Origin of the sequence: Actimicrobium antarcticum (genome assembly GCF_039536745.1) — a bacterium.
In the GTDB taxonomy this organism is placed as follows: Bacteria; Pseudomonadota; Gammaproteobacteria; order Burkholderiales; family Burkholderiaceae_D; genus Actimicrobium; species Actimicrobium antarcticum.
Window position 1 is genome coordinate 106620 of record NZ_BAAAZE010000016.1, and the last position, 17574, is coordinate 124193.

At 54.3% G+C, this 17574-nt stretch carries 20 protein-coding genes; 15 read left to right on the top strand and 5 right to left on the bottom strand.

Features of this window, described 5'->3' with window-relative positions; all coding sequences use genetic code 11:
* Positions 1-144: 144 nt before the first annotated feature.
* The 8 genes from thrS (at position 145) to ABD720_RS18750 (ending at position 7858) form a co-directional block, all read left to right on the top strand.
* A complete protein-coding gene (gene thrS / locus ABD720_RS18715; protein ID WP_344765691.1) occupies positions 145-2052 on the top strand; it encodes a threonine--tRNA ligase in 1908 nt (635 codons plus the stop codon).
* 60 nt (positions 2053-2112) lie between these two features.
* Positions 2113-2634, top strand: coding sequence for a translation initiation factor IF-3 (infC, locus tag ABD720_RS18720; RefSeq protein WP_344765848.1), 522 nt, complete (start codon positions 2113-2115; stop codon positions 2632-2634).
* 152 nt (positions 2635-2786) lie between these two features.
* Positions 2787-2984 carry a 50S ribosomal protein L35 gene (gene rpmI / locus ABD720_RS18725; protein ID WP_326940747.1) on the top strand — a complete coding sequence of 66 codons (198 nt, stop codon included), beginning with the start codon at positions 2787-2789 and terminating at the stop codon, positions 2982-2984.
* Between the two features lie 27 nt (positions 2985-3011).
* Positions 3012-3371, top strand: coding sequence for a 50S ribosomal protein L20 (gene rplT / locus ABD720_RS18730; protein ID WP_344765692.1), 360 nt, complete (start codon positions 3012-3014; stop codon positions 3369-3371).
* Positions 3372-3493: 122 nt separating this feature from the next.
* On the top strand, positions 3494-4510 hold the full coding sequence (gene pheS, locus ABD720_RS18735) for a phenylalanine--tRNA ligase subunit alpha (RefSeq protein ID WP_344765694.1): 1017 nt from the start codon (positions 3494-3496) through the stop codon (positions 4508-4510).
* An 87-nt stretch (positions 4511-4597) separates the two neighbouring features.
* The gene (gene pheT / locus ABD720_RS18740; protein ID WP_344765696.1) at positions 4598-7027 is read left to right on the top strand and encodes a phenylalanine--tRNA ligase subunit beta; all 2430 of its coding nucleotides are present in this window, start codon (positions 4598-4600) and stop codon (positions 7025-7027) included.
* A 78-nt stretch (positions 7028-7105) separates the two neighbouring features.
* Positions 7106-7459: an integration host factor subunit alpha gene (locus ABD720_RS18745; RefSeq protein ID WP_486303575.1), complete on the top strand. Its 354-nt coding sequence runs from the start codon at positions 7106-7108 to the stop codon at positions 7457-7459.
* Positions 7460-7468: 9 nt separating this feature from the next.
* A complete protein-coding gene (locus ABD720_RS18750; RefSeq protein WP_344765699.1) occupies positions 7469-7858 on the top strand; it encodes a MerR family transcriptional regulator in 390 nt (129 codons plus the stop codon).
* A gap of 502 nt (positions 7859-8360) precedes the next feature.
* Here ABD720_RS18750 and ABD720_RS18755 read toward each other — a convergent pair.
* Together ABD720_RS18755 and ABD720_RS18760 are read right to left on the bottom strand one after the other, a co-directional pair.
* On the bottom strand, positions 8361-8663 hold the full coding sequence (locus ABD720_RS18755; protein ID WP_344765701.1) for a hypothetical protein: 303 nt from the start codon (positions 8661-8663) through the stop codon (positions 8361-8363).
* A gap of 203 nt (positions 8664-8866) precedes the next feature.
* Complete coding sequence (locus ABD720_RS18760) at positions 8867-9529, bottom strand: ankyrin repeat domain-containing protein (protein WP_344765703.1); 663 nt, start codon at positions 9527-9529, stop codon at positions 8867-8869.
* A gap of 292 nt (positions 9530-9821) precedes the next feature.
* On the opposite strand from ABD720_RS18760, the gene ABD720_RS18765 reads away from it, so the two are divergent.
* Together ABD720_RS18765 and ABD720_RS18770 are read left to right on the top strand one after the other, a co-directional pair.
* Entirely contained in the window at positions 9822-11546 is a 1725-nt protein-coding gene (locus ABD720_RS18765; protein WP_344765705.1) for a pyrroloquinoline quinone-dependent dehydrogenase, read from the top strand.
* 90 nt (positions 11547-11636) lie between these two features.
* The gene (locus tag ABD720_RS18770) at positions 11637-12212 is read left to right on the top strand and encodes a c-type cytochrome (RefSeq protein ID WP_344765707.1); all 576 of its coding nucleotides are present in this window, start codon (positions 11637-11639) and stop codon (positions 12210-12212) included.
* Between the two features lie 68 nt (positions 12213-12280).
* Here the strand turns inward: ABD720_RS18770 and ABD720_RS18775 are convergent, their stop codons facing one another.
* From ABD720_RS18775 to flgA, 3 genes are all read right to left on the bottom strand, one after another.
* On the bottom strand, positions 12281-12754 hold the full coding sequence (locus ABD720_RS18775; RefSeq protein ID WP_344765709.1) for a flagella synthesis protein FlgN: 474 nt from the start codon (positions 12752-12754) through the stop codon (positions 12281-12283).
* A gap of 3 nt (positions 12755-12757) precedes the next feature.
* Positions 12758-13063 carry a flagellar biosynthesis anti-sigma factor FlgM gene (flgM, locus tag ABD720_RS18780; RefSeq protein ID WP_344765711.1) on the bottom strand — a complete coding sequence of 102 codons (306 nt, stop codon included), beginning with the start codon at positions 13061-13063 and terminating at the stop codon, positions 12758-12760.
* A gap of 106 nt (positions 13064-13169) precedes the next feature.
* A complete protein-coding gene (gene flgA / locus ABD720_RS18785; protein WP_344765713.1) occupies positions 13170-13862 on the bottom strand; it encodes a flagellar basal body P-ring formation chaperone FlgA in 693 nt (230 codons plus the stop codon).
* 171 nt (positions 13863-14033) lie between these two features.
* On the opposite strand from flgA, the gene flgB reads away from it, so the two are divergent.
* From flgB to flgF, 5 genes are read left to right on the top strand one after another with little or no spacing between them, the layout of a single operon-like run.
* Entirely contained in the window at positions 14034-14447 is a 414-nt protein-coding gene (flgB, locus tag ABD720_RS18790; protein WP_344765715.1) for a flagellar basal body rod protein FlgB, read from the top strand.
* A 5-nt stretch (positions 14448-14452) separates the two neighbouring features.
* Positions 14453-14857, top strand: coding sequence for a flagellar basal body rod protein FlgC (gene flgC / locus ABD720_RS18795; protein ID WP_344765716.1), 405 nt, complete (start codon positions 14453-14455; stop codon positions 14855-14857).
* A gap of 20 nt (positions 14858-14877) precedes the next feature.
* The gene (flgD, locus tag ABD720_RS18800) at positions 14878-15546 is read left to right on the top strand and encodes a flagellar hook assembly protein FlgD (RefSeq protein WP_344765717.1); all 669 of its coding nucleotides are present in this window, start codon (positions 14878-14880) and stop codon (positions 15544-15546) included.
* A 30-nt stretch (positions 15547-15576) separates the two neighbouring features.
* Positions 15577-16797, top strand: coding sequence for a flagellar hook protein FlgE (gene flgE, locus ABD720_RS18805; RefSeq protein WP_344765718.1), 1221 nt, complete (start codon positions 15577-15579; stop codon positions 16795-16797).
* A 16-nt stretch (positions 16798-16813) separates the two neighbouring features.
* Positions 16814-17551 carry a flagellar basal-body rod protein FlgF gene (gene flgF / locus ABD720_RS18810; protein WP_344765720.1) on the top strand — a complete coding sequence of 246 codons (738 nt, stop codon included), beginning with the start codon at positions 16814-16816 and terminating at the stop codon, positions 17549-17551.
* Positions 17552-17574 lie beyond the last annotated feature (23 nt).

The following is a 17574-nucleotide window of genomic DNA, read 5'->3' on the forward strand; positions in this document are numbered from 1 at the left end:
CGCTAGTCGGGTCTTTTTCGTGCATGGACAACTGGAAAAGCGCGACAGGCTCGCGCTTTTTTTCGTCCATAGTTTCCCGGTTTTTCCTGCCTTACAACCTAATTCAATCTGGTGCGGTATCGACTCCGCACCATGGAGCACACAATGGTTTCAGTTCGTCTTCCAGATGGTTCGCAGCGTCAGTTTGAACAGCCAGTCACGGTTGCGCAGGTGGCAGCCAGCATTGGTGCCGGTCTTGCAAAGGCCGCACTGGCCGGCAAGGTCGATGGCAAGCTGGTGGATACATCATTCCTGATCGATCACGATGTCGCGCTGGCGATCGTGACTGACAAGGACGTCGACGGACTGGAGGTGATCCGTCACTCCACCGCGCACTTGCTGGCGTATGCGGTCAAGGAGTTATTCCCTGATGCGCAAGTGACGATAGGCCCGGTCATCGACAACGGCTTTTATTACGATTTTTCGTACAAGCGCCCGTTCACACCGGAAGACCTGGCTGCCATCGAAAAGAAGATGGTCGAGCTGGTTAAGAAGGATGAGCCAGTAACGCGTCAGGTCATGGCGCGCGACGACGCCGTGGCCTATTTCATGTCCATCGGCGAAGCCTACAAGGCTGAGCTGATCGGAGCGATTCCGGCAGATCAGGAAGTATCTCTGTACACGGAAGGCAAATTTACCGATCTTTGCCGGGGTCCGCACGTGCCGTCGACCGGCAAGTTGAAGGTGTTCAAGCTGATGAAGCTTGCGGGTGCTTATTGGCGCGGCGACTCGAAGAACGAAATGCTGCAGCGGGTGTACGGCACTGCCTGGGCCAAAAAGGAAGATCAGGAAGCCTATTTGCACATGCTGGAAGAGGCAGAGAAACGCGATCACCGCAAATTGGGTCGCTTGCTGGATTTGTTCCATTTCCAGGAAGAAGCGCCAGGCATGATTTTCTGGCATCCGAAGGGCTGGTCAGTCTGGCAGCAGGTCGAGCAATACATGCGCCGCGTGTACCAGGACAACGGCTATCAGGAAGTCAAGGCGCCGCAAATCCTCGACATCAGCCTGTGGGAAAAATCCGGGCACTGGGAAAACTACAAAGAGAACATGTTCACGACCGAGTCGGAGAACCGCTCGTATGCCCTGAAGCCCATGAACTGTCCGGGTCATGTCCAGATTTTCCGTTCCGATATGCGCTCGTACCGCGATTTGCCGCTGCGTTACGGTGAGTTCGGTCAGTGTCATCGCAACGAACCCTCCGGATCGCTGCATGGCATCATGCGGGTGCGTGGTTTTACGCAGGACGATGGCCATATTTTTTGTACGGAAGACCAGATCCTTGAAGAATGCGTCGCCTACACCGAGCTGCTGCACAAGGTATATGCCGATTTCGGGTTCTCCGCGATCACTTATAAAGTTGCCACTCGTCCCGAAAAACGCGTCGGATCAGAAGAAGCCTGGGACAAGGCAGAAAATGCCCTGATCACCTCGCTCGAACGTTCGGGTTGCGCTTTCGAGATTTCTCCGGGCGAAGGTGCATTCTATGGTCCGAAAATCGAGTACACGCTGACTGACGCGATTGGTCGCGCATGGCAGTGCGGCACGATGCAGGTGGATTTTTCCATGCCAATCAGGCTGGGGGCAGAGTACGTCGCCGAAGACAATACCCGCAAAGTGCCTGTCATGTTGCATCGGGCGATCCTCGGGTCGTTCGAGCGATTCATCGGTATGCTGCTTGAAAATTACTCCGGCGCCTTGCCAATCTGGCTTGCGCCAGTGCAGGTGGTTGTCCTGAATATCTCCGAAGGTCAGGCCGACTATGCGAGAAGCGTCACACAAGCCCTGAAGAAACAAGGGTTTAGGGTTGAGTCTGATTTGCGCAACGAGAAAATAACCTATAAAATACGCGAGCATTCCGTTCAGAAGGTTCCATATATCGTTGTTGTGGGCGACAAAGAGCGTGATGCAGGTACAGTGGCAGTGCGTGCGCGAGGTAATGTTGATCTGGGTGCCATCGGTATCGATGCATTGATTAGCCGCCTCATCGATGAGGTGAATTCAAAGGCCTGATCGGAACAGCCGGAAGCGCGACAGCACAGCCGACCCATTTGATTTTTTAAGGAAATTACAATAGCTACTGACAAGTCACATCGCATCAACGGTGAAATTACCGCTCCAGAGCTTCGTTTGAGTGGTGTAGAGAATGAAGCTCTTGGTATCGTCACCCTTGCAGAGGCCTTCCGCATGGCGGAAGAGGCAAACGTGGATCTGGTTGAAATTGCGCCGACAGCGCAACCCCCGGTCGCACGTCTCATGGATTACGGCAAGTTCAAGTATCAGGAACAGAAAAAAGCCCATGAAGCCAAGCTGAGACAGAAAATTATTCTGGTCAAGGAAGTGAAATTCCGTCCGGGCACTGACGATGGTGACTACGGTATCAAGCTTCGGAACCTGATCAAGTTTCTGGATGACGGCGATAAGACCAAAATCACGCTGCGCTTCCGCGGTCGTGAAATGGCGCATCAGGATATTGGTGTGCGCATGTTGGAGCGATTGAAACTTGACCTTGAGCCGTACGGCCAGGTCGAGCAGTGGCCGAAGATGGAAGGGCGCCAGATGATCATGGTATTGGCGCCGAAAAAGAAGAAATAGAATTCGTGTCCGATTTGCAGCAATGCTAAACCGGCACAATAACGGCGGACTCGATTCCGCCGTATAACAAGTGAGAGCAGGCATCAAAGCGCAACGAAATGTTGCCACCTGCAATCATGTTAAAAATGGAGCTGTCTCAACGACAGAGTGCTATGCCTAAAATGAAAACGAAAAGTGCTGCCAAAAAGCGCTTTCGCGTACGTCCAGGTGGAACCGTTAAACGCGGTTCGGCTTTCAAACGCCACATCCTGACCAAGAAAACTACCAAAACCAAACGTCAATTGCGCGGTGCCAAAGAAGTCCATGCCACAAACATGGTTTCGGTACGTGCGATGATGCCGTTCGCTTAACCTCACACTCAAATTTAAGGAGTTACTATGACTCGAGTAAAACGTGGGGTCACAGCACGGGCCCGTCATAAAAAAGTTCTTGATCAAGCCAAGGGTTACCGCGGCCGCCGTAGCAAGGTATATCGTGTTGCCAAGCAAGCAGTCATGCGCGCTGGTCAATATGCATACCGCGATCGCCGCAACAAAAAGCGTGTGTTCCGCGCATTGTGGATCACCCGTATCAACGCGGCATCCCGCGAGCATGGCATGACTTACAGTGTTTTCATGAACGGTCTGAAGCGTGCTTCGATCGGTCTGGACCGTAAAGTCCTGGCTGACATGGCTGTGATGGACAAGCCGGCATTTGCCGCGATTGTCAATCAGGTGAAAGCCAACTTCGCCGCTTGATCGTGAATGAAGAATGAGTCGTCTGCGGACGACTCACCCGGCGGGGCAGAGGTTTCATACCTGTGCCCCGTTTCATTTTCAGATTCCTTTTCGGCCCCTTTTTCCTGAACGGGAAACCGCGCATGAACCCCCTCGAACAACTCGTACTTCAAGCTCAAGCCGATTTTCTCGACGCGCCCGATGCGGCCGCCCTCGAGAATGCAAAGGCTAAATACCTCGGCAAGACCGGCCAGATCACCGAGCAGATGAAGAGCCTCGGCAAACTGCTTCCTGATGAGCGCAAGCTGCAGGGCGCTGTGATCAATGCGGCAAAAGAAAAAATCGAAGCTGCACTGACTGCCAGGCGCGAAGCGCTGGCCGATGCTCAAATGCAGATTCGTTTGAATGCGGAAGCGATCGATGTCACGCTTCCAGGCCGCGGCCGCAGTATGGGCGGCATTCACCCGGTCATGCGGACCTGGCAGCGTGTCGAAGAGATATTCGGATCGATCGGTTTCGATGTGGCCGATGGCCCGGAAATCGAGACAGACTGGACCAACTTCACAGCGCTGAACAGCCCGGAAAATCACCCGGCCCGTTCGATGCAGGATACGTTCTATATCGACGGCGACGATAGCCACGGCAAGCCCTTGTTGTTGCGTACGCATACCAGTCCGATGCAGGTCCGCTACGCCCGCATGAACCAGCCGCCAATCAAAGTCATTGCGCCTGGTCGCACCTACCGGGTGGACAGTGACGCCACGCATTCCCCGATGTTCCATCAGGTCGAAGGACTCTGGATTGCCGAAGACATCAGCTTCGCCGATCTGAAGGGCGTGTACCTGAATTTCGTCAAGGCGTTCTTCGAGACGGATGATTTGAAAGTACGTTTCCGTCCATCGTATTTTCCCTTCACCGAACCCTCGGCCGAGATCGATATCGCCTTCGGCACAGGTCCCTTGAAAGGACGCTGGCTAGAGGTTTCGGGAGCAGGTCAGGTTCACCCTAGCGTGGTGCGCAACATGGGACTAGATCCGGAACGCTATATCGGCTTTGCGTTTGGTTCCGGCCTTGAACGCCTTACCATGCTGCGTTACGGCATCAGTGATCTACGCCTCTTTTACGAGGGTGATCTGCGCTTCCTGAAACAATTCAACTGATTACTCAGCCGTGTTGGCGGGCGAACGAGAATTCGCCTGCCGAGCATTTTTTGTCATTCGCTCCGTCTGTCGTCTAAAGGTCCACACATGCAATTTTCTGAAAGCTGGCTACGCTCCATGGTCAACCCGACAATGACGTCGGATGAACTGTCGCACACGCTCACCATGTCGGGCCTCGAAGTCGAGGAAGTCGAGCCAGTCGCGCCGCCTTTTTCGCACGTCGTCGTCGGCAAGGTGCTGGAACTTTCGCGTCATCCGAACGCCGACCGGTTGAATGTCTGCCAGGTCGATGTTGGCACTGGAACGCTGCTCAATATTGTTTGCGGTGCGCCGAACGTGCGCGCGGGAATGAAGGTGGTATGTGCGATGGCCGGAGCCGTCTTGCCACCTGGTACCGATGGTTTGCCGTTCGAGATCAAGGTCGGGCAGTTGCGCGGTGTCGAATCACAGGGCATGTTGTGTTCGGCCAAAGAGTTAAGGCTGTCTGACGACCACGGCGGATTGATCGACTTGCCGGATGACGCGCCGGCTGGCCAGAATTTCCGTGATTACTATCAGCTCAACGATCTGAAATTCACCATCAAGCTCACGCCCAACAAGGCTGACTGCCTTTCGGTTCTTGGCGTCGCGCGCGAAGTGTCTGCGCTGACCGGTACGCCGCTGAAAGTACCGGCCTTCAAAAAAGTCGGGATAACGTCGTCAGAAATCCTGCCGGTCAAGATCAGTGCGCCAGATTTATGCGGACGGTTTTCAGGACGCATCATTCGTGGACTGAACGCCAAAGCTGCAACGCCGGAGTGGATGAAGCGGCGTCTCGAGCGCAGTGGGCAGCGTTCTATTTCCGCGCTGGTCGATATCTCCAATTACGTCATGCTGGAGCGCGGTCAGCCGACGCATGTATTCGATCTGGCGAAAATTCATGGCGGGCTCGATGTGCGTTGGGGGCGCCCGGGCGAGACGTTGAAGCTATTGAACGGCAACAACGTTGATATCGATACCTGGGTGGGCGTGATTGCCGATGATCAGGCAATCGAATCCCTCGCCGGCATCATGGGTGGTGACGCGACCGCGGTCTCTCTTGAAACACAGGATATTTACCTTGAAGCGGCCTTCTGGTTGCCATCAGCGATGCAAGGCCGGGCAAGGCGCTACAATTTTTCGACGGATGCTGCGCACCGGTTCGAGCGTGGCGTCGATTTCGCCGCCACCGTCGAGTCGATCGAGCGCATTACTGCACTGCTAGTTGAAATTTGCGGGCAAGGTGATGCAACGCAGGTTGGGCCGGTGGATGACCAGGTCGTGAACTTGCCAGCCCGTACGCCTGTGTCACTTAGGACCGCGCGCGCCAGCAAAGTCATCGGTGTTCCGTTCACCGATGGGCAGATTGCCGATATTTTTTCCCGGCTCGGATTACCGTTCACGCAGCAACCCGGCCTGTTTGAAGTCACGCCACCGTCCTTCCGTTTTGATATGGAGATCGAAGAAGACCTGATTGAGGAAATCGCCCGGGTCTTTGGCTTTGAAAACATCCCCGCGTTGCCGCCCGTGGCAGCGAGTGCAATGCGCATCGCTCCCGAGCACAAGCGCTCGCTGTTCACCATACGCCGTCAATTTGCGGATGCCGATTACCAGGAAGTGATCAATTTCAGTTTTGTCGACGAGGCGTGGGAACGCGACTTTGCCAACAACCTCAATCCGATCAAACTGCGCAATCCGATTGCCAGTCAAATGGGTGTGATGCGATCGACGTTGATCGGAAGTCTGGTCGCGAACGTACGTTACAACCTGAACCGCAAAGCAAACCGGATCCGTGTATTCGAGATTGGTGCCGTCTATACACGCGACAGCTCGGTACCCGATGGTGCCCTGTCCGTTGCAGGTTATGCCCAGTCCAAGCGGTTTGCGGCACTTGCGTACGGTCCGGTGGCTGACGAACAGTGGGGGCAGCCGTCACGTAACGTCGATTATTTCGATATCAAGGCAGAGCTCGAAGCGTTGATGTTGCCGACAGTGCCGCAATTTGTACCCGCTCAGCATCCAGCACTGCATCCGGGGCGCTCCGCCAATATCGTGGTAGACGGTCGCGTCATCGGTTCTATCGGTGAATTGCATCCGCGTTTGCAGCAGCGCTATGAACTGCCACTGCCGCCTGTCGTGTTTGAAGTCGATGTTGATGTCTTGCAGGCAAGATCTTTGCCGACCTATCAGGAAATTTCGAGGTTTCCCGCCGTTACCCGCGATCTCGCAGTCGTGGTCGATCAGGCCGTTACGGCGCAAGCGTTGATCAGCGCGTTCGCCGAAGAAAAGCGCAGCAATCCGATTTGCAATGTATTGCAAGCCATTGTTTTGTTTGATGAATATCGTGGTGCTGGGCTGCCCTCCGGCCAGAAAAGTCTTGCATTCCGTTTCACCTTGCAAGATACTCAAAGTACGTTGCAAGACGAGAAAGTTGATGCTGCCATGGCTGAATTAATCCTTTCTGTCAATAAAAAACATGGCGCGAAATTGCGTACTTAGGCAGGGTATGAGCAAAACATGAACGACGTTAACTCTGGCGAATTCCAATCCGTGCTGAGTGCGGACCTGAATCGGGCCATGCGCGAAGCGCAAGTCCGTAGTCAGGCAGAAAAAGAACTGCCGACTCTGACAAAAGCGGAGCTCGCAGAGCTTCTGTTCGAACAGGTCGGATTGAACAAGCGGGAGGCAAAGGACATGGTGGAAACGTTCTTTGATGAAATCCGTGATGCGCTGGAACGTGGTGATTCGGTGAAGCTTTCGGGGTTCGGCAACTTTCAGCTTCGGGATAAGCCACAGCGACCTGGCAGAAACCCGAAAACAGGGGAAGAAATTCCGATCACGGCACGTCGTGTCGTCACCTTTCATGCAAGCCAAAAACTCAAAACCATGGTCGAAAACACCGGCACCACGACCAATCCAAGTGGTGCGTAACGTCAGCCAATGAACGATAGATCCAGCAAACCCGAATTGATCGTGTTGCCCCTCATCCCCGCCAAGCGCTACTTCACGATTGGCGAAGTCAGCGAGTTGTGCGGCGTTAAACCGCATGTGTTGCGCTATTGGGAGCAAGAGTTCACGCAGCTAAAGCCGGTAAAGCGACGCGGCAATCGGCGCTATTACCAGCACCACGAGGTACTGTTGATCAGGCGTATTCGTGAGCTGTTGTACGAGCAGGGTTTTACGATCAGTGGTGCTAGAAACAGGCTGGATAGCCGACTGGCTCCGGAAGAATTGTCCAATGACGTGCCGACACCGGTCGCACCTGTCGATCCGCTATTTATGGAGCTTCGTGCTGAGCTGTTGGATATTTTGGGCCTGTTGAATATATGAATTCCATCGCGACTCTATGCAGGAGGTCTTTTTAAAAGACTAGTCGCAGAGGACGCCGTCGGCATTATTTTCAACTTAAGCCAAGGCGACGGATGTAGCAAACGCACGGTATAAGGTTGGCAGTGTTCGGGTGTGGAAGGGTCCACGTCTTTATCACTGCACGAACACGAAAAACCTGTCGAATAAAGAAGAGCTCAATCAAGCTGATCCTCTCGCATTACGCTGAGTTACGGGGTGATTTGTTCTACCCTGATTGACGAGCGTTAGTCCGTCGCAGGTATCGCGTGACGACACGGTCCTGCCGGGTTGTACCTAGCAGATGCAGCGAGGCTGACGACCTACAGGAGGGATCTCGCGAGTCATCGACCAGTTGGTTTTCATCCGTCAGCACTGTTAAATATAACGTGCTCACTTGAACAATTGTTCGGTCGGGAATTGCCGCTACTTTCGCAACCACAACCCTCGACCCCGGTCGAAGCGATTAACTAACCCACTACCTCCATCAGCCTCGCGTCGACGGCATCCTGACGCCGCTTACACGGTACTTGCTCCGGCGGTCGCCCATCAGCGCGCGTAATTCGGAAATCGACAAATCAGCAACTTCGTGCATGCGAATTAACAGTGATGCACCGACTGGCAGACGGCGGTGGCGTATCTTGCTGATTACGGGCGGTGCGACTTCTAGCGCGCGCGACAGGGCCGCATCGTTCTTGATTGCCAGTTTCTGGATCAATGTATTCAACAGGTTATCGGGGTTGTAGGCCTGATCTTGAAAGTTTGAAGCGATGTGAGCATGTGAGGTCATGATGCAATTTACCTTTAGTTGTAAAAGTGCTTCAAGTCTGCCTGCTTCGTCAACCCCGGAATGTGCGTTATCTCACTTAGAGACACAGTAGATTGCAGCTTTTGCAAGATGATTGATTTTTTTCATCTTGTTTTGGTCGGTTGTTTTCGGACGTGGCATCAAATTTCACGTCGCGGTCGTTTCAAACACAGATGATTGATGCGCTATTGGCGCTCGTTGAAGTATTTCACAACGTTCATGTGTCCATTTTCTTCCGCCATTTGCTTCACGGTCTTGCCACGATTGTCAACTAATCGCGGGTCGGCGCCACGCTCGATCATTGCCTGAACTGTTGCCAGGTGCCCGTACGCTCCAGCCCACATTAGCGCAGTTAATCCATTCGGGTATGCGGCGTTGGGAAGTACGCCTTGGTCAAGCAGTTTGCCAACGATTGCCGTCTGACCGTTGCCTGCAGCATAAACCATGGCGGTTTTCGTCAATTGATCAACTGCATTGATATCGGCTTTTTTTTCGATCAACAGTTGTGCCATATCAGGCTGCCCGTAATACGCGGCTGCCATTAACGGCGTGACTTTGGCGGTATTGGCCAGGTTGACATCCGCGCCTAGATCGATCACTCGCTGTGCGATATCCGTTTTTCCGTTCTTGATCGCTGTCATTAACAGTGAGTCGCCGAGTCGGTTGCGAGTGTTCGGTGACGCGCCATCATCGATCAGTCTCTGGAGTTGCTTGATGTTGCCGCTGCGCGCTGCCGTCAGCGTCTGCAGATTGAGTTCGGCCTGATTGTCTGCAGCTTGTGCCGCAGAATGGAGAGCAAAGATAACGACTAAACACGTTGACAAAAAGCGCGGACGAAAAGCAGTCATTAATGATCCTGGATTAATTTTTATGGGAAGTTATGGAAAAAAATTGCATATTTCAAGTTATCGGAGGCATGCACGCGATGGATCAAACTTTAAACTAAATACACCATGCGTAAATCAAATCGTGGTGATTTATTTAAGCCAATGCTTATCGTTTTATTGTTGCATTTTTGAACCGATAGCATATAGTCCGGTGACTCTATTTTGTTTTTGAAAATACAGTCTAAAACAGTTCCCCCGGACGGTGAAACTAAAAAAAATGGTTGCGTTACGCAGCCTCACATGGAGAGAGACGATGGCAATTCACGGTGGCAAACTTATTAGTCACCTGACCTTTGTGACTGGGGCTTTGTTGGCCGCCGGCACGGGTCAGGCACAGGAAATTCAAGGCGGTGCCGGCATCAAGGCACCAGCCATGTCAAAAGCGCTCGCACCGGTCTCGCAAAAGATGCTGGATGGCGCTGCCAAGGATAGTGCGAACTGGCTGCATTCGAACGGCGACTACGGGCAAACCCGGTTTTATCCTGCAACGCAGATCAACACCAAGAACGTTGCCACTCTGAAGCCTAAATTTGTTTTCCAGACCGCAGTTGTCGAGTCGATGGAAACCGCACCGATCGTGGTGAACGGCGTCATGTTCCTGACGACTTCCTACAACCATGTGTATGCGGTCGATGCGATCACGGGTCAGGAATACTGGCATTACAAGCACAAGATGGGTGCCGTCACGACGTTCTGCTGCGGACCGAACAACAAGGGTGTGGCTGTTGCCGGTGACAAGTTGTTTATGGGTACGCTGGATGCAAAGATGGTCGCGCTCGATACCAAGACCGGCAAGCTGCTCTGGGAAACCGAAATCGCCGATCCTGAAAAAGGTTATAGCGAGACCATGGCGCCAACGGTGGCTGACGGCAAGGTACTGATCGGCACTAACGGTGGCGAATACGGTATCCGTGGCTTCGTCAAAGCATTCGATACCGAAACCGGCAAGCTGGTGTGGACGTTCAATACCATTCCGGAAGTCGGTCATGAAGGCGTCTGGGCCAAGACCGATGCAACCGGTCGTGACATGCATCGCGATATTCCTGCCGAAAAAGCAGCTTTCGCCAAGAAGTCGGACTTTTACACGACGCTCGGCGGCGGTGTCTGGATGACGCCATCGATTGATCGTGCCAGCAAAACCGTGTTCTTTGTGGTTGGTAATCCATCACCGGATTTGTACGGCGCAGAGCGTCCGGGCGATAACCTGTACACCGATTCGCTGGTCGCTGTTGATCTCGATACGGGCAAGTACAAATGGCATTATCAGTACATCGCGCATGATGTATGGGACCTCGATGCAGTCAGTCCACCGATTCTGGTCGATGTCAAAGACAAGACCGGCAAGATGATTCCCGGTGTGATTCACGGCGGGAAAACCGGCCACGTGTATGTGCACAATCGCAGCAACGGCGAATTGATTCGTTTCTCTGAAGCCATGGTTCCACAAGAAAACATGTGGGTACTGCCCACAGCAACGGGTGCACGTATGTTGCCAGGTGCAAATGGTGGAGTCGAATGGTCTCCTATGGCGTATCACGCTGGCAATCGCATGTCGTATGCATTGAACCTGCATCAGCCGATGACCTACCACGTCGAAGAATCCAAGTATCCGAATGGCAAGTTGTGGCTCGGTGGCGCATTCAAGAATGCGGTTGGCGAAGAGCAATGGGGTAATGTGACCGCGGTCAATATCGATACCGGCAAGATTGCATGGCAAACAAAGACACCGCAACCGATGATCGGTGGCGCACTGGCAACGGCTGGCAACCTGGTGTTCGCCGGTGAAGGCAATGGCTGGTTCAACGCTTATGATGCCAAATCCGGCAAGGTGCTCTGGCGCTTCCAGTGCGGTGCGGGTGTCAATGCGCCGCCAGTGTCGTACATGGTCAATGGCAAGCAATACATTGCAGTCGCTGTTGGTGGTAATTCACAGATGGACTTCAAGCGCGGTAACAGCGTGTTTGTCTTCGCTCTGTAAGTACAACGCTTCAGGTTATTTCGCGGTTGAAAGTTAAAAGAGGCAGTGTAGACGTCTACGCTGCCTCTTTTTTGATAGGACACTGGACACATGAAACTCAAGCACATTTTTGCCGGTTTGTTATTGGCACTGACGCTGCCAGCCTATGCGGCTGATCTCGCTGCAGGCAAGGAAAAAGCCCAGGCATGTTTTGCCTGCCATGGCGTGAACGGCAACTCGACCGTGCCGATGTTTCCGGTATTGGCTGGACAGAACGCACGCTATATCTATTTGCAGTTGCGGGATTACAAAGAGGGTGCGCGGACCAATCCGGTGATGTCACCGATGGCGGCGAATCTGTCAAAAGCCGATATGCAGGACATCGCGGCGTATTTTTCGGAACAAAAACCGCAGCTCATCGAGTTCAAGGCTGACCCTGCCCGCGTGAAGCTGGGATTTCAGAAGGCGGATGAAACCTTGTGCTCGATGTGCCATCTGGGCGGCTTGAAAGGGCAGAACGAAATCCCGAAGCTGAGTGGTCAACACTACGACTACATCTTCAAGCAGCTCACCAATTTCAAGGAACGTACCCGGACGAATGATGCGGGGAATATGACTGCGGTCGCGAAGACGCTGAGTGATGAAGACATTATCAATCTGTCTCACTACATCGCTAATTTGAACTGACGTTGTTGGTGGTCTTGCGATGCGCCTGTCGTGCATCGCTTGCAGGCAGCCGTGCAATGCGGCTCTGATCAGCCGATTGCCAGACCCCGTCCTATGCCTTTGCCAGTGCTTTGTCCATTGGCGCCGTACAGGCTGGTGTGCTGGGGCTTGCCCTGCAGAATATTGAGTTCGGTATTGGTTCGGACTAGGTGACGACCGATCAACATGCCATTAACCCGGTTGAGTTCCTTGGCCTCGGCGCTCACAGCGAGCAGCCCGTTCCATTCTGCGTCGATTTGCGCCGAGTCGCGGGTGGCGATCCAGTCCCGCATGCCACGCTCGCTGGCCTCAAAGCCATCGACAGCAAGCAGCGCGTGCCGTCCCTTGATCAGGATCGTCAATTGGGAAACGACCACCGACTTCGATTCCATCAATGCAGGTAATCCGTCAATGCGCGCCGCGATCAACTTCTGCTGCTCTTCTTTCAGCAACGCCACAAGTGCACTCGTCGCCTGATGTTCAGACGGCAAACTTGCTGAAGGAGTGGAAGCGTGCGATGACATGGTTTATCCCTTGCGTGATGACAGCAGATCCTTGACGGTATCGATCAAGCCATTGGCAACTTTTTCAGGATTGACCTGGAATGTGCCGCTGGCGATGGCTGCCTTGATTTCATTGACCTTCTTGACGTCGAACGTACTGTTGCCGCTCAGCGCCTGCGCTTGTGCCGAAATTTTTACGCTATCCGAGGCGGTTGCCGTGTTGGTGCTAACCGTGGCGGATTTTTCGGCGCCCTTGCTTGAACTGGCTTTGGTCGATGTCGGTGTGACACCGACAGAGCCTGTTTTTTTGAAAGAGTCGTCAATTTTCACGATGTTTCCTTGATTTGACGGTGCACATCGCCCCGTGTCATGACTTTGTTACGGCAACTACCAAAAAAACTTGAGGCTTTATTTTCTGGTTACTCAAACAAAGCTATCAATAGGTTACATCCACGAAACCGCCTGCCCTTGCTACGCCGCTGATGACTTGTCCGTTCGATGTGCGCGCCTGAGCAATTTGCCCGACGGCGGCATTATTGAGAGCACGTCCCTCGCTGGCTACCGAAAACCCTGGCCCGCTCGACACTAGTCTGACGGCCTGGCCCTGCTGCACCACCTGCTGGATTTTTAGCGAATCCAGCCGCATCGGACTGCCCAGCCCAATAGACATCGCGACGGTACGGCCAATTGCTTGTGTCGTATCGGTCAGAATGCCGGCAGGAAGCGTGGTCAGGTCACCCTTCATCAGGATGACGTCACCCTGTCCAACCAGTTGTCCCTGCGCCAGCGGCGCGGCACTGGCGACATACGCCGCGATGACCCGCACCTGAGCAGTCACATATACGGTCCAGGGTGATGGCGCGGCGCAACGTACACCGACACTGGTCTTGCCCCAGACCCGGCTGCCCGCTGGCAAGAACGCTTCCGGTGCAAGGCAGGTCGGCAAATTCAGGCGGGCATCGAGTTTTCCAACGGTAATCTGCACATCCCCTGGCAGGCCGACCGATTGGGTGCGCAGGAATTGTTCGACGCTACTGCGTATGGCGGCGGGGTCCTGGCGCGGCGCTTGCTGTTGTGCCAGGACAGGCAGGGACGACAGCAGGGCGATTGCAACGAGCACGTTTTTCATGATGGCCAATGAATTGATCTGATGACCGATTCTAAAGACTGCGTGCATCACCAAAGCGGCAAACAGAGCCGATTTATGCAATCTGCTCTACCGATCGTCCGATGTTGCCCCTACGTACTATCAAACCTGTAAAACACCTGCAGTAAATCCGCCCGAATAACGGAGAGTGCCATGATCGGAAAACTGGACGACTACCTGCGCTTTAACGAGACCGCTCTGAATTTGCGCGGTCAGCGCCAGCAATTGATTGCCTCGAATATCGCCAACGCCGATACGCCGAATTACAAGGCACGTGATATCGATTTCAACAGCGCAATGAAAACCGCCATGGCACAAGCCACGGCGCAGCCTGGCGAAATGGCCAAGACCTCGACGGCGCATTTGTCGGCAAAAAGTACTGGCGGCAGCGGCGCGAATGGCATACCTTTGCTCTACCGCAACATTCAGCAGGGTGCGATTGATGGCAATACCGTCGACATGGATGCCGAGCGCAACCAGTTTGCCGATAATGCGATTCGCTACGAAGCCGGTATCACGATGATCAGCGGTCAGATCAAGAGCATGTTGACCGCGATCCAAGGATAAACATCATGTCATTGTTCAGCATCTTCAATGTAGCCGGGTCCGCCATGAGCGCGCAATCGCAGCGCCTCAACGTGGTGGCTTCCAATATCGCCAACGCAGATAGCACCACCAGTTCTACCGGCCAGGTCTACAAAGCCAAACAGGTCGTCTTTAGCGCCGTACCTGTCGATGGCGCGGCGTCGAGCGGTGTCAAGGTCGAGAAAGTGATCGAGGATAGCGCGGCACCTCGGATGGTCTACGATCCCAAGCACCCGCAAGCCGACGAAAAAGGCTATGTCGCTATGCCCAACGTGAATGTGGTGGAAGAAATGGTCAACATGATTTCGGCGTCGCGTTCGTACCAGACCAATGTCGAAACGATGAACGCTGCCAAGACGCTGCTCCTGAAAACCTTGACCATTGGTCAATAATCCCCTCTACGAGAATTTTCATGACAACCATTTCCAACAACATAGCTTCACCCGCGCTGCTGGCCACGATGAATCCGGCTACCACCGCGTCGGCCAGTGCCGATGCGACCCAGGACCGCTTCATGAAACTGCTGATCACGCAGATGAAGAATCAGGACCCGCTCAACCCGCTGGATAACGCACAAGTCACCAGCCAGCTGGCCCAGTTGTCGACCGTCAGCGGGATCGACAAGATGAACACGACGTTGCAGTCGATGATCACCAGTTTCCAGTCCAACCAGTCGGTGCAGGCAGCCGGCATGATCGGTCATGGCGTACTCGCACCGGGCAAGCAGGTCACGCTCGCTTCGGGCAATGCCGTTTTCGGGCTCGATCTGGTGTCGTCGGCCGAGAAGGTGCAAGTCATGATCAAGGATGCCAGCGGCAAAACGGTGCACACGATGGATCTTGGTGGCAAGGACGCCGGTACCTTGCCATTGACCTGGGATGGTGTTAAAGACGACGGTGGCAAGGCCGCCGACGGCGCATATACCTTCGAGGTGGCTGCCACTGCGGGTACCGCCAAAGTCGAAGCTACCACCCTGGCATTTGGTCAAGTGGCCAGCGTGTCAACCAGTTCGGCTGGCGTGAAGCTCAACGTACCGGGTCTGGGTGCTATCACCATGAGCGACGTTCGCCAAATTCTGTAATTCCGCCCTACCTATTTCAAGGAGCACGACATGAGTTTCCAGCAAGGGTTAAGCGGTTTGAACGCCGCATCGAAAAGTCTTGAAGTCACCGGCAACAACGTCGCCAATTCCAGCACCGTTGGCTTTAAAAGCGCGCAGGCACAGTTCGCCGACGTGTATGCCAGTTCGCTCACCGGTGGCGGCGCCTCGCAGATCGGGATTGGTACCAGCGTCGCAACGGTCGCCCAGCAATTTACACAGGGTAACGTGACCGCATCGAACAATCCGCTGGATCTGGCGATCAATGGTGGCGGCTTCTTCAGACTGAGCAATAGTGGCGCAGTGACGTACAGCCGCAATGGCCAGTTCCAGCTCGACAAGAATGGATTAATCGTCAACGCCAAGGGTGCACACCTGACCGGGTATGGTGTAACCAGCCTGGGTACTCTGGCGACCGGATCGCCGACCGATCTGGTGATCAACACGGCCGATCTCGCGCCTAGTGCGACCTCCAAGGTGAATTTGCTGGTGAATCTGGATTCTCGTGAAACGCCACCGGCGGTTGCAACTTTTTCGGCTATTGACCCTACCAGTTACAACCGGTCGACGTCGGTATCGGTGTACGACACGCTGGGTAATTCGCATGTCGTGCAGTCTTATTTCGTAAAAACCGCGACAGCCAATACCTGGGATTTGCACGCGACCATCGATGGTTCGCCGATCACCCTTACACCGGGCACTACCCTTGCGTTTGGTAACAACGGCGCGCTGACTACTGCGCAGCCTTTTGTCGCAACGGCACTGCCGTCGGCGACACCAGGCGCGGCGCCACTGACGTTCAATTTGGACTTTACCAGCACCACCCAGTTCGGTGCTCCCTTCGGCCTGAATACACAGAACCAGGATGGTTATGCATCAGGCAAACTGTCCGGCTTTGCCACCGGCGCCGACGGCGTCATTACCGGTCGCTACACCAACGGCAAATCGGCTACGCTGGGTCAGGTTGCACTGGCCAATTTTACCAATCCGAATGGCTTGCAAAACCTTGGCAACAATGTCTGGACCGAAACCGCTGCGTCTGGCGGCCCATTGGTCGGCACACCATCGTCGGGCAATCTGGGCGTGTTGCAATCGTCTGCCGTCGAAGATTCCAATGTCGACCTGACCGCCGAACTGGTCAACATGATTACCGCGCAGCGTTTCTATCAGGCCAATGCACAAACCATCAAGACGCAGGATCAGGTTTTGCAGACGCTCGTGAACCTGCGATAAATCCGGGGAGCCCTGAATGGACCGCCTGATCTATACCGCGATGACCGGTGCCAAGCATGTGATGGAGCAGCAGAGCACCACCGCCAACAACCTGGCCAATGCCACCACCACGGGTTTTCGGGCGCAACTCGACACGTTCCGAGCGGTACCGGTCATCGGCCCGGGACTGGCCACCCGCGCCTTTGTGGTCGATGCCACTGCAGGTGCCGATTATTCGCAGGGCGCTTTGCAGCAAACTGGGCGGGCACTCGATGTCGCGATTCAGGGCAAGGGCTGGCTGGCGCTGGAGACGCCGGATGGTTCCGAAGCCTACACCCGCCATGGCAGCCTGAAAGTCAATGAAAACGGTATCCTGCAAAGTCAAAGTGGTCTCAATGTCGTCGGCGACAGCGGACCGATCACGATTCCGCCTGATGTCAGTATTACCATCGCCAAGGACGGTACCGTGTCCTCGGTGGAGGCGGGCTTCAAGCCGGGTCAGTCGACCATCATCGGCCGCATCAAGCTGGTTAATCCACCCGAAGATACGATGACGCGCGGCGACGACACGCTGTTCCGTGTCAAGACACCCGATGGTGTCGAAGCCGATGCCAATGTGACGCTCATTGGTGGCGCGCTGGAAGGCAGCAATGTCAACGTGGTCGATGCCATGGTGAACATGATCAGCCTGTCGCGGCAATTTGAAATGCACATGAGCTTGCTGAAAAATGCAGAAACCAATGCATCCAAGGCGTCGCAATTGCTGGCGTTCTGATAGCACAGGTACCTGGACCAAGA